Origin of the sequence: Pseudomonas asgharzadehiana, assembly GCF_019139815.1 — a bacterium.
GTDB classification, from domain to species: Bacteria; Pseudomonadota; Gammaproteobacteria; order Pseudomonadales; family Pseudomonadaceae; genus Aquipseudomonas; species Aquipseudomonas asgharzadehiana.
Window position 1 is genome coordinate 1,846,392 of sequence record NZ_CP077079.1, and the last position, 12,399, is coordinate 1,858,790.

11 protein-coding genes and 2 pseudogenes are annotated in these 12,399 nt (G+C 53.8%); 8 read left to right on the plus strand and 5 right to left on the minus strand.

The window, feature by feature from the left end; genetic code table 11:
* Positions 1-158: 158 nt before the first annotated feature.
* Complete coding sequence (locus KSS96_RS08530; RefSeq protein WP_217855994.1) at positions 159-845, plus strand: MlaA family lipoprotein; 687 nt, start codon at positions 159-161, stop codon at positions 843-845.
* Positions 846-907: 62 nt separating this feature from the next.
* Here KSS96_RS08530 and KSS96_RS08535 read toward each other — a convergent pair whose 3' ends face one another.
* Positions 908-1,204, minus strand: a complete 297-nt coding sequence (locus KSS96_RS08535) for a PilZ domain-containing protein (protein ID WP_017526632.1) — start codon at positions 1,202-1,204, stop codon at positions 908-910.
* Positions 1,205-1,481: 277 nt separating this feature from the next.
* Here KSS96_RS08535 and rssB point away from each other — a divergent pair, with 277 nt between their 5' ends.
* Both rssB and rssC read left to right on the plus strand, forming a co-directional pair.
* A complete protein-coding gene (gene rssB, locus KSS96_RS08540) occupies positions 1,482-2,663 on the plus strand; it encodes a two-component system response regulator RssB (RefSeq protein ID WP_017526631.1) in 1,182 nt (393 codons plus the stop codon).
* Positions 2,663-3,145: an anti-sigma factor antagonist RssC gene (gene rssC / locus KSS96_RS08545; RefSeq protein ID WP_003172602.1), complete on the plus strand. Its 483-nt coding sequence runs from the start codon at positions 2,663-2,665 to the stop codon at positions 3,143-3,145. The genes rssB and rssC overlap by 1 nt, the downstream gene beginning before the upstream one ends.
* Positions 3,146-3,204: 59 nt before the next feature.
* Here rssC and KSS96_RS08550 read toward each other — a convergent pair.
* The 3 genes and pseudogenes from KSS96_RS08550 to dusA all read right to left on the minus strand — a co-directional run bounded on the left by KSS96_RS08550 (position 3,205) and on the right by dusA (position 6,785).
* Positions 3,205-4,458: pseudogene (locus KSS96_RS08550) on the minus strand (IS3 family transposase).
* A gap of 113 nt (positions 4,459-4,571) precedes the next feature.
* Entirely contained in the window at positions 4,572-5,498 is a 927-nt protein-coding gene (tal, locus tag KSS96_RS08555; protein ID WP_017526630.1) for a transaldolase, read from the minus strand.
* Positions 5,499-5,798: 300 nt separating this feature from the next.
* Complete coding sequence (dusA, locus tag KSS96_RS08560) at positions 5,799-6,785, minus strand: tRNA dihydrouridine(20/20a) synthase DusA (protein ID WP_026067161.1); 987 nt, start codon at positions 6,783-6,785, stop codon at positions 5,799-5,801.
* A 350-nt stretch (positions 6,786-7,135) separates the two neighbouring features.
* On the opposite strand from dusA, the gene KSS96_RS08565 reads away from it, so the two are divergent.
* The 5 genes and pseudogenes from KSS96_RS08565 to KSS96_RS27960 all read left to right on the plus strand — a co-directional run bounded on the left by KSS96_RS08565 (position 7,136) and on the right by KSS96_RS27960 (position 11,078).
* Positions 7,136-8,527 carry an AAA family ATPase gene (locus KSS96_RS08565; protein ID WP_068931584.1) on the plus strand — a complete coding sequence of 464 codons (1,392 nt, stop codon included), beginning with the start codon at positions 7,136-7,138 and terminating at the stop codon, positions 8,525-8,527.
* A complete protein-coding gene (locus KSS96_RS08570) occupies positions 8,527-9,462 on the plus strand; it encodes a DUF4435 domain-containing protein (protein WP_068931585.1) in 936 nt (311 codons plus the stop codon). The genes KSS96_RS08565 and KSS96_RS08570 overlap by 1 nt, the downstream gene beginning before the upstream one ends.
* Positions 9,463-9,505: 43 nt before the next feature.
* A complete protein-coding gene (locus KSS96_RS08575; RefSeq protein ID WP_068931586.1) occupies positions 9,506-10,054 on the plus strand; it encodes a hypothetical protein in 549 nt (182 codons plus the stop codon).
* Between the two features lie 313 nt (positions 10,055-10,367).
* Positions 10,368-10,721: pseudogene (locus KSS96_RS08580) on the plus strand (DUF6124 family protein); the annotation flags it as partial.
* A gap of 135 nt (positions 10,722-10,856) precedes the next feature.
* Positions 10,857-11,078 carry a hypothetical protein gene (locus KSS96_RS27960; RefSeq protein ID WP_026067160.1) on the plus strand — a complete coding sequence of 74 codons (222 nt, stop codon included), beginning with the start codon at positions 10,857-10,859 and terminating at the stop codon, positions 11,076-11,078.
* 99 nt (positions 11,079-11,177) lie between these two features.
* Here the strand turns inward: KSS96_RS27960 and KSS96_RS08585 are convergent, their stop codons facing one another.
* Positions 11,178-12,365, minus strand: a complete 1,188-nt coding sequence (locus tag KSS96_RS08585; RefSeq protein WP_065877027.1) for an MFS transporter — start codon at positions 12,363-12,365, stop codon at positions 11,178-11,180.
* Positions 12,366-12,399 lie beyond the last annotated feature (34 nt).

The following is a 12,399-nucleotide window of genomic DNA, read 5'->3' on the forward strand; positions in this document are numbered from 1 at the left end:
AGGATGACAGGCCGATGACAGTCCGGCTAATTGTAGGAATTTTGTCCATTTTAGTTAAGACGTTTCCTAGCGACTGCCTAAATGGGCGCTTCCGTCATATACTGACAGCCTTATTCAGGGCATAGCGCCCATGACAGACCATTCAAGGAGCTAAAGCTATGCGCTGGAGCCACTATTTCGCTCAGCTGTCGGTGTGTGCCACTGTCTTGCTGGCCCCGCTCGCCGTCCAGGCTGCGGAAGATGACCCATGGGAAAGCATCAACCGCCCGATCTTCACCTTCAACGACACTGTTGACACCTATGCCCTCAAGCCCCTGGCCCAAGGTTATCAGTGGGTCACCCCGCAATTTGTCGAAGACGGTATCCACAACTTCTTCCGCAACATCGGCGATGTCGGCAACCTGGCCAACAACGTGCTGCAGCTCAAGCCTCATAACGCTGGCGTCGACACCGCCCGTTTGCTGGTCAATACCACCTTTGGCGTGCTGGGCTTCATTGATGTAGGCACCAAAATGGGGCTGCAGCGCAGCGACGAAGACTTCGGCCAGACCCTGGGTTACTGGGGGGTCGGCAGCGGTCCGTACGTGATGCTTCCGTTGCTGGGCCCGAGCACATTGCGTGATGCGCCGTCCAAATACGTGGACAGCTACACCCAGCCGTACCGCTATATGGATGATGTGTCCGTGCGCAACAGCGTCATGGGCCTGAATATTGTCGACACTCGCGCCAGCCTGCTCGACAGCGAGCGGCTGATCACTGGTGACAAGTACACCTTCATCCGTAACGCTTACCTGCAGAACCGCGAGTTCAAGGTCAAGGATGGCAAGGTTGTCGACGACTTTTAAGCTGTGACGTTTTGAAACGAAAAAAGGCGATCCTGGGTGATCGCCTTTTTTATGCGCGCATTTCAGCGCATTTTCAGGATCTTGAGGCCGAGCTGCTGCTCATCACCCACCGTTTTAGCCCACACCACTTCAGTGTCCGCCTCCAGCCCCTTGAGCGCGGGGTGCTCCGATTCGATACGCACCGTCAGTGGGTCACCCACGTTGAACTGACGAGGCGCCTGCACCTGCATGCCCGAGCTTGAAAGGTCCACACAGACGCCTGCAATCTCCTGACCTGCGTGGATCAGCGCCACATCGGCATCCACTTTCATGCGGATGAAATCGCGTTTTTCAGCGTAGTCGCGCTCGTGTTCGCTCATGGGTTCCATCCTTACATTGTGTTGTGGTTGTGGCTGTTCTTATAACTCCCGGTGATTTGCGGTGTAAAGACGCCCGGCGACCATCGGCGTGAGCTTGAAACGCCTGTCGGATGGGAGTACCGTCTGCGCCTTAGAAGGGCACCTCTGCTTTACAGTTGTGCGTGGGCAAAACGCCTATGCTTTGTAGGACAGAGAGGCTAGAAAGCGAATCCAGTAGTGTGAGCCCGGCCATTGCCGAGCCGCCTACGCCAACCTAATTCTGGCGCCGTTTGCCCACATGCAAAAAACCAGTGCCACGCTGCTGATAATCGATGACGACGAAGTAGTGCGTGCGAGCCTCGCGGCCTATTTGGAAGACAGCGGCTTCAGCGTATTGCAGGCCAGCAATGGTCAACAGGGTCTCCAGGTATTCGAGCGCGACCAGCCCGACCTCGTGATCTGCGACCTGCGCATGCCCCAGATGGGCGGCCTCGAGCTGATCCGCCAGGTGACCGAGCTTGCCCCGCAGACGCCGGTAATTGTCGTGTCCGGTGCCGGGGTCATGAGCGATGCTGTCGAGGCTTTGCGCCTGGGTGCCGCCGACTATCTGATCAAACCCCTGGAAGACCTGGCGGTGCTGGAGCATTCGGTGCGCCGCGCCCTGGATCGTGCGCGTTTGCTATTGGAGAACCAGCGCTACCGCGAAAAGCTCGAGACCGCCAACCGCGAGCTCGAAGCCAGCCTGAACCTGCTTCAGGAAGACCAGAACGCCGGTCGCCAGGTGCAGATGAACATGCTGCCGGTGAGCCCTTGGACCATTGATGAGTTCCAGTTCGCACACCAGATCATCCCCTCGTTGTACCTCTCAGGGGACTTTGTCGACTATTTTCGCGTGGATGAGCGGCGCGTCGCGTTCTACCTGGCTGATGTGTCCGGCCACGGTGCGTCTTCTGCCTTTGTAACCGTGTTGTTGAAGTTCATGACCACACGGCTGTTGTTCGAATCCAAGCGCAATGGCACCTTGCCGGAGTTCACCCCTTCGCAAGTGCTGGGCCACATCAACCGAGGCCTGATCAGCTGCAAGCTGGGTAAGCACGTGACGATGGTCGGCGGCGTTATTGATGAAGAAACGGGTCTTTTGACCTACAGCATTGGCGGTCACCTGCCGATGCCTGTTTTATACACTCCCGACAGTGTGCGCTACCTGGAAGGGCGTGGTCTGCCCGTAGGCTTGTTCAATGAGGCTACGTACGAAGACCACATCCTGGAGCTGCCGCCGACCTTCAGCCTAACGCTGATGTCCGACGGTATCCTGGACCTTTTGCCAGAGCCTACACTCAAAGAGAAAGAAGCCGCCTTGCCCCAACGGGTCAAGTCGGCGGGCGGCAGCCTGGATGGCCTGCGGCAGGTTTTTGGATTGGCCACGCTAGGGGAGATGCCGGATGATATCGCCCTATTGGTGTTGAGCAGGAATCTTTGATGAGTACCGGAAGAATCCAATTCGCCGAGCAAGATGGGACTTTTGTCCTGAAGTTTGTCGGTGAAGTGCGCCTGACCTTGTGTTCGGCACTGGATGCGACGATTGAGCGGATCTTCACTGCGCTGAATTTCTCGGCGATCGTGATCGATCTGACCGAAACCCGTAGCATTGATAGCACCACGCTGGGCTTGTTGGCCAAGTTGTCCATTCTGTCGCGGCAGAAGGTCGGCTTGTTGCCGACCGTCGTCACTACCCACGAAGACATCACCCGGCTGCTGCAGTCCATGGGTTTCGACCAAGTGTTCAACATTGTTGACCGCCCGATCCCCTGCCCGGAATGCCTGACCGACCTGCCGTCCCAGGACCAGTCCGAAGAAGTGGTGCGGGTCAAAGTGCTGGAAGCGCACAAGATCCTGATGGGTCTCAACGAGTCCAATCGCGAAGCCTTCCACGACCTCGTCAACGCCCTCGAGCGTCACTGACGTCCTTCCTGAAACACGTCCCACAGTTGGAGTCTGCTCGGCTTGAGACCGGCGAATGTCTAGTCCTGAAATAGGTTTACACCTGTTTCACCCTAACGCCCGATGCATCGCATCGGGCGTTTTGTATTTCAAAGACAGGTGTGGACGCTCACGGTTGTAGATCGATACCGACTCGCTGACCATCTTCTTCGCCTGCGTTAAATCCTGTGGCCGCTGGAGCAAAAGCTCTGTCTTCAATATCCCGTTGACCCGCTCTGCCAAGGCGTTTTGGTAGCAGTCATAGCCATCCGTCATCGAACACCTGATGCCGTGCTTCGCATGCAACTCCTGATACATTCCCGAGCAATATTGGCTGCCTCTATCTGAGTGATGCACCAGCGGCTGCTCCGTTCGACGATATTTCACCGCTCGGCGCAGCGCCTGCGCGACCGACTCGGTGTGCAGGCTTTCATGGACGTGATAGCCCACGATCTTTCGTGAAAAAGCATCCGTCACAAGGCTCAAATAGGCCACACCTTCCTGAGTGGGCAGATAGGTGATGTCAGCCACCCAGACTTGTTCCGGGCCGCTGGGAATAACTTGATCAGGGCCGGGTTTGAGCAGGTTTGGATGACGCCGAAAGCGGTGATGGCTGTCGGTTGTCTTGTGATACGCCCGCTTGCGGGCTACCAATAAACGCCGTTCACGCAGAATCGAAAACAGGCGATCTCGACCCACTTGCAGCTCAAGCTGAGGTTGGCACTGCAGCAAGTAATGCAGCTTTCGGGTGCCCAAACGTGGCTGCCGCTGACGTTTTTGCTGAACGAAATCGGCAACTTTCTGATCCAGAGCGAGACGTGCCGCATCGGCGCGATTGCGTTTGTAGTAAGCCTGGCGGCTTATCCCCATGAACTGGCAAGCCCTGCTGATGCTCAGGTTTTGGATTCGTTTTTGGGCGAGGACTTGCCGGGACGCTTTTTTACGACAGAGAGACCGTAGTCATTTTTCAAGACATCCACGACTGCCTCAAAAAACTGCGCTTTCTGATTGGACAGCGCCAACTGCTCTTCAAGCTCTTTGATGCGTTGCTCTGGCGTTAATGGTCGGTTTTTGTCGGGCATAGACCCCATCCTCGGCGAGCCAATGTATGTGCCCGGGCTCCAATCCTGCCGACCGTGCTTGCGTAGCCAGGTCAGAACGGTCGTTTTGCCTTGAATCCCGTAGCGCTCCTGAGCCTCTTTATAACTCAGCTCGCCTTTTTCGACCTGATCGACGACCGATAATTTGAAGGTCAACGTGTAGTCTCGCTGACTGCGCCTTTTTACTGATTCCATTACGTCCTCCTGAAAAGCAGATCAGAAGGTGTAAACCTTATTCAGGACGGGACAGAAGACACAAAAAAGGGCGGCACCCTCACAGGTGCCGCCCTTTTTGCTGCTATCTGCCCTTACAGCTTGGCAGACAACAACGCCTCCAGCTTCTCCTGATCCCGAGCAAACTGACGAATACCCTCCGCCAGTTTCTCAGTCGCCATCGCATCCTCGTTGGACTCCCAACGGAACTGCGCTTCAGTCATATGCACTCGCGCTTCACCCGCGTGCCCTGGCGACAATTTGCGTTCCAGCTTGCCTTCATCCGCCGCCAGTTTTTCCAGCAGGTCCGGGCTGATGGTCAGGCGGTCACACCCGGCCAACTCCTCGATCTGGCTCAGGTTGCGGAAGCTCGCACCCATCACCACGGTCTTGTAGCCATTGGCCTTGTAGTAGTTGTAGATACGCGTCACCGACTGCACGCCCGGATCATCGGAACCGGTGTAGTCGTTGCCGTTGGCCTTCTTGTACCAGTCATAGATACGGCCCACGAACGGCGAAATCAGGAACACGCCGGCCTCTGCGCACGCAACCGCCTGGGCGAAGGAGAACAGCAGTGTCAGGTTGGTCTGGATGCCTTCTTTTTCCAGCTTCTCCGCCGCACGAATACCTTCCCAGGTGGAGGCGATCTTGATCAGCACGCGGTCACGGCCAACCCCGGCTTTTTCGTACAGGTCGATCAGACGGTGCGCACGCTTGAGAATAGCGCCCTCGTCGAACGACAAGCGCGCATCCACCTCGGTGGATATACGGCCCGGCACTACTTTGAGGATCTCTTGACCCACCGCCACCGCGAAACGGTCGCTGGCCAGGCCCACATCGCCATTGCAATCCTGCACGCACTCATCCAGCAGCTTGGCATAGCCCGGAATCGACGCAGCCTTGAGCAACAGCGAAGGGTTGGTGGTCGCATCCTGCGGCTTGAGCTTGGCGAGGGTAGAAAAATCGCCGGTATCGGCTACGACAGTCGTGAATTGCTTGAGTTGTTCCAGCTTGGAAGTCATGGGCGTGCTCTGTCCTATGGGTCTGGTGACATTACCCGAGCGCTGGCAGGCGCTCAAGGCGCAAATGCGTTCGATCGTTTGCGCGGGCAACAACCTGAAAACAGCCGTTTGAAAGCCCGGCCGTACTGCTCAATAGGAGGGCAAAATGCAGGGCAGGTTCAACCCAATGCCCGATGACACGTGGATAAAACTGTGCAGACCGGCTTGCCTGCCCCCGCACAAAATGTGCGAGGGGGCGTGCTCCCGATAGCAGTGTGTCAGTCAATCCACAACTAACTGACCCCCCTGCAAGCAATCGGGTTAACGCCCTTCCAGCAAAGCCCCAGCCTGATCCAGCAATGCCAACGGATCCGCCGCCTTATGAATATCAACCGACAACAACTGCCTGAACCTGCGCGCCCCTGGGAAACCGGTGCCCAGCCCCAGGACATGCCGAGTGATGTGATGCATCACGCCACCACTCGCCAGATGCTCAGCAATATAAGGCCGCAACTGCGCCAGTACCTGCGCCCGACCCACCACCGGCGCCTCACTCCCGAACAACCGCTGATCCACCTCCGCCAGCAGATACGGGTTGTGATAAGCCTCGCGCCCCAGCATCACGCCATCAAACGTCTGCAAATGCTCCTGGCACTGTTCCAGCGTCTTGATCCCGCCGTTAAGCACAATCTCTAACTCAGGAAAATCCCGCTTCAACTGCGCCGCCACGTCATAGCGCAACGGCGGAATGTCGCGATTCTCCTTGGGCGACAGCCCCTCCAGAATCGCAATCCGCGCATGCACGGTGAAACTCGTGCAACCGGCGTCCTTCACCTGCCCGACGAAATCACACAGCTCGGCATAACTGTCCCGGCCATTGATGCCGATGCGATGCTTCACCGTCACCGGAATCGACACCGCATCGCGCATCGCCTTCACGCAATCGGCCACTAACGCAGGATGCGCCATCAGGATCGCGCCGATCATATTGTTCTGCACCCGATCGCTGGGGCAGCCGACGTTCAGGTTCACTTCGTCATAGCCGGCGGCTTCAGCCATGCGCGCACACGCGGCCAGGTCGGCGGGCACACTGCCGCCCAACTGGAGCGCCAGAGGATGCTCGGCTTCGTTGTGGCGCAGGAAGCGGTCATGGTCGCCATGGAGAATCGCGCCGGTGGTGACCATCTCGGTGTAGAGCAAGGCGTGTTTGGAGAGCAGGCGCAGGAAGAACCGGCAGTGGCGGTCGGTCCAATCCATCATGGGTGCAACGGAGAAGCGGCGGGAGAGGGGAGCGGTTTGTAGGGGCATTGGAGATATAAGTCAGCGGGGCGAATGGGGAGCAGTTTATCAGGGATGGGTCTTGGATGTCGGGGAGGTGTGTGTTCCGCGCCTCACGCCACTTCGCACGTAATGATGCTTCGTGTGGAAATGCCCAGGGTTTGAAGGCGGCCATTGCGTCAGAATATCGTGGTCTAACCCCAACATCTTCAGAGTCAAGCTAGAGCGAACTCAATTGGCAGCTTTTACGTTTCCGTCTGACTCATATTTCCTTCTGAATCTGATTATTCCAATTTCCCTCTATATTTAGTGCGTAGGCTGGCGCTATGATGGCACTTCGAGGGCGCAGCGGGCTCTCCCCATCAGGGATGCATAAGCGTATGGATAACGTAACAATCAAAAGTATCGAGCTTGAAGGTATTCATCAGCGATATGATTTGAATATAAATTTTTTTGATAGTTTGAATGTTTTACATGGGCAAAATGGTACAGGGAAATCTACGTTAGTTCATATTTTGGCTAACTTGGCAAATTGCGATTTTTTACGGTTTATATATCTGGATTTTAAAAGCATTATTGTGGGTTACTCTAGTGGGTTGCGGTTGGGGATTTTCAAGTCTGAGGGTGAGAATACCTATAGAATCAGGAATCTAAACTCTTTATTTGATCCCGGATTTATCTTTTTTACCGAAGAAGCTTTAAAGTCTTTAGCTATGACTGAAGAAGATAAAGCTCCTTCTCGCGAATATGTTTCAGAGTTGACAGCGCGATTAGGAGTATTTGTTGAGAAAAATGGAATACCCCGGATAAAAACATCTTATTTTCCTGCGTTTAGAACTATGCTGGAAGCTTGGTCAAGTCAGTTTGAGGAGGATTTTAGGCGTTTCGGAAGAACATCTTCTTATTCGATTCCAACTCAAAAGGTTACGGCTTTCGCACGGAATTTATTTGGGAAGTTTCTTCCGGTGATTAACTATCCGTCGCCATTAAGTATTGAACATAATTTGCGGGAGGAGATTAGAGATGCTCACCTTAAAATAGCAAGATATGAAAGCTCGGTGTTTTCCGAGTCTTTTGTCAAGGTTTTTTCAGCGATTTTGAGTGATGAGGAAGGTACGGCTCAGGAAGCCGAAAGACTGCTGGAAGAAATCTCGGAACTGACTACCGAGACGGCATTGAACAAGTTGGCGAATTTGGAGGGGCCTTCGCACACCTATGGGCAATTGCAAAATTTGGTTGGAAAAAGTAGGGAGTCGAAAGAGCTCGCAAGTTCCGCGACAGGGGCGTTAAAAGTTTATCGTGACGCACTTAAGGAGCGACGAGATTTTCAAGCTAGTATCTTTGCGAAAATTGATAAGTATTTTGATGCAGTAAATGCTTTTCTTGAGCAAAAAGAGCTTCACTATGTACCCGACTCAAGTAGACGGGTGCCGAAAGTCGGGCTTAAGTTTAAGGATGGTGCGTGGAGCAGCATTAGGGTGATGTCCTCTGGTGAGCGGCAGTTGCTCACAATGTTATATGCTGTGACCAAAATGAGTTCTGATTCATTGGTTTTAATTGATGAGCCTGAATTATCCTTGCACATAGATTGGCAAGAAGAGCTCCTTTCGAAAATGATGGGGCAACTTGGTGGTCGACAAATAATTGTATGCACTCACTCCCCTTCCATAGCATCAGACTATAGGGAGTTTATGATAGAAGTCGTTCCGGTTTTGTCGAACTCTGCTAGCTCTCGCCTCGAGATTGCTGATGATGAGGAGGAGGTGAACTAATGGAGTTGAAATACGATATCTCTGAATACATAGCTATGGCGAGAATGAGTTCTAAAATTCGCGTTTTGGTTGAGGGCAAGGATGATAGGGGGCATGTTTTAAACTTGCTGAAAATACTTGCGCCAAGACTAAGGATTAAAGTTGATATTGCTGTTGATATTTTAGGGGAGTGTAATGCTACCAGGTCTAATAATCGCGCAAAGATTGAAGGTATTCATTTGCAGTGTAAGGCGGCAAGCACCCATCGTAAATTGTTTTTCTTATGTGATAGAGAGTTTCGAAATTTTACTATTGAGAATGAAATAAAGGATCTTAGTGTGGTGCATGAGGTAGATGGGAATTTATCATGGACTTTAGGTCACTCTATTGAGAATTATTTTTTAAGTCCTTACATGTTAAGTGAAGGATTTAGATTTTTAAGTGGTTCGGGGAGTAAGGATGCGGCTCTTCGTCTCTTTAATGATTGTTTTGATGATTCGATAAGGAAAATTGCTGCAGTAACATTAGCGGCGAAAGTGTTAAATTGTGCGAATTATCCGGCAAGTATTGTTAAGTGGCATAATGTTGCTTTTGAAGGTGGTGTAATAGATCTAGGGTTTCGAAATGAACCTGTGCAGGACGAGTTTATGGAAAAATTTGTCAATATTTATGAGGGTTTTTTGGTCGTGGTAGATAATACTGATATCGACATTTGTACTCGTTTATGTCGTGGGCACACTGCTGTCTTATTGCTCCAGCGATTGTATGCTGCTAGCTTGTACTTTGCAGGTAAAGAGGAAGACGATGATGCTGCTAGATATGATGCAAATCTATTTAGCAATGTCCCTGAGTCAAGCTTATCTGCTGCGCTGTCGGAAGCCTGGATCAGAAAGGTTTCTGAGGGTGGTAAGTTCTATCCCCTCCCTCTTGTCGACTCAGTTATTTCCGTAGCTTAGCTTTTTTGTAGGGCTGTTAGGGTTTAGTGAAGAGATCTTTATAATGTATAAAATTAGAGCTTTAGTAGTGACAGTGGTTTTGGGTGTGATTGGCAGTCTTATTGCTGCATATATTTTAGATGGGACTGTGTGGGGTTTCATTAAGTCTACATTTGGGTTCTTGTTTTTTTCCGTAACAGTACCGTTGTCTGTGTGGTTTTGTTCGCTGATGGTTACTGCTATCTTGTTCTTTTTGTTAGGTCGTAAAAGATCCATAAATTCTGCTGGTGTGGATTTCGTTGGGCAGAAGAGATCTGGCGATATATCGCATGGAGCCCCTGCTAAAGGTTTAGGTTTGGAGTCAGAAAGTGAAAAGAAGAATGATGATTACAAACTTGCTAAATTGATTATGGCTAAGATTTCCAGTGGGGCTTTTTTGCGTGATGATGATATTGTTCGTAAGTGTGAGGGGGTTCCTGCTTCGGAGGTCCTACAAGTTATTGCACATCTAGTTCATATTGAAGCTGTTCACTATGAGCGCGGTTATTTGCGCAAGTCATTAAAAGGCGATGAGCTTTTGAAGTCTGACTTTTTTGAGTCAATAAAAAATTAAGCTGATTCAATTGTTTATAAGAAATTTCCCACACTTTTCTCAGCTTGCCCCTCAGACTCCTGCTAGCTAACCTCCCCCAGCCGCTGCCAACCCAGCGGCCGGATGTGGAAGTCCGACCAAGCTGAAGGCGCTCAATCGCCCATAAACACCTACCGGCGTTTTTTTACGTCTGTATGATTGCTTATGGCGGCTGTGCGCGGGGCACTTCGGTGCGCCGGGTCCTTTAGCCCTGGTCTTCCACACCTGCGTACAGCTGCCACCTCTCATGTGGAAGTGAGATAGGCAGTTCCTTAAACGCTAAAGGAGCTTCGCCATGTACAAAGCCACACCTAACCCGCCTTATGCTTCAAGCGCCACATCCTCTGATCTCAATCTTCAAGCCGCAGCCCAGCGAGCAATCGAGCATCACTTGCCGCCATCTGACGACGGTACCGTTAGCGAACGCCCAAGCGGCATCCTCTTTCTGGTCAATCCAACCATCGACCCCGAAACCCTCCTAGCCAACGCCGCCGAAAACCTCGCATCCGCCAACCAAATGGCCGCAACCCTGGCTTTTGACCTCGAAGACCCGCACCGCGCCATCATCCTGGGCATCCACCAACTCATCGACCTAAGCGCTCTACTCATCGCCCGCGCCCAAGAGCAAGTCGCGCCTGCTGCCAACCCCGCCGCCTTACCCCAAGGCGGCAACCTGAACCCCTGCTGTCACCGCGCAAAGTTTCATAATTCCCTGCGTATTTGGGGACTACGCTACTGTTCAAGAGAGGCCCCCCGTACCTCCAGCCCATAGGGAACTGAAAACATGATCTCGAACCTGGTTAAAGTCGTGCTGATTGCTGGCACGTTGCTGTTGGGTGCTTGTTCGACGGGAACGTCGGGCGGGAGTGGTGACCCTTGTTTTACTGGCGGATGCCAGGCGTTTGGGGACCATAGCCCGAGCAAGGCGGCCAAGATGAATTTTGGCGGGAGTGGGCTGGGGAGCAGTTATGGGGAGTATGGGTCGGGGTTGTTGCATGATGATTGATGAATGGTGGGTCAGTCATTGGGGTAGTGACTGACCTATTGCTATCGGGGGCAAGCCCCCTCCCACATTGGATCTATAATCGGCGCAAAACTAGCGTCGTTAGTGGCCGCCTTTCATGCGCCGGGCAATCAGGTAGAGGCCCAGGCCGATCAGCGCCGTCACTGCGCCGATGTACCCAGTGCTGGTCCAGCCCAACCCCGCCGTAATCGCCATACCGCCAAACCACGGCCCCAGTGCATTCGCCAGGTTGAACGCCGCGTGGTTGGACGCGGCCGCCAGGCTCGGTGCCTCGTGCGCAATGTCCATCAGGCGGATCTGCAACGGCGCAGCCAAGGCCACCATGGTGCCGACCAGGCCCATGCTCAATAGCACGCCCCACAGTGACGACGCCGCAAAGGGGAAGAACAGCAACACCGCAATCGACCACACCAATATCAAACCCACCGCGCGAAATTGCAGGCGGTCAAACAGCTTGCCGCCAGCGATGTTGCCGATGATCCCACCCACGCCAAACGCGGCGAGGCCGAAGGGGATCCACTGCGGCGAGACTTTGGTCACTTCCAGCATGGTCGGCGCCAGGTAGCTGAATACGCAGAACATCCCGGCAAAACCAATCGCACCAATGGACAACGCCATCCACACCTGCGGTTTGGTGAAGGCGCGCATTTCCTTGCGTGGGTCACTACGTTCTTCATCGTGGCGGTGCGGCACGAACTGCCAGACGAGGGCGATGGTGCACAGGGCAATCACGCTCACCAGCCCGAACGCCGAGCGCCAGCCCAGGTGTTGGCCGAGGAAGGTGGCGATGGGGTTGCCCAGCAGCATGGCCAGGGTCAGGCCCATCATTACCCGGGCCACGGCGCCGGCGCGTTTGTCGGTGGGCACCATGCTGGAGGCGACGACGGCGGCGATGCCGAAGTAAGCACCGTGGGGCAGGCCGCTGATAAAGCGGAAGGCCACCAATGAGCTGAAGCTCGGAGTAAACGCCGTGGCGAAGTTGCCCAGGGCATACAGGCCCATCAACAACAGCAGCATATGTTTGCGCAGTAGCTTGGCGCCGAGGATGGCCAGCAGCGGGGCACCGACCATGACGCCCAGCGCGTAGGCGCTGATGGCGTGGCCCACCTGGGGTTCGCTCAAGCCCAGGTTCTGGGCGATGTCGGGCATCAAACCCATGATGGCGAATTCGCCGGTACCGATTGCGAAAGCGCCCACGGCCATGGCCGCTTCCATTTTGGCGGCACTGCGCGCAGGCAGCACGTGCCCGAGTGTTTGGTGGGTAGACATGGATTGCTCTGTTGGATAGGGGCACGAAAGTCAG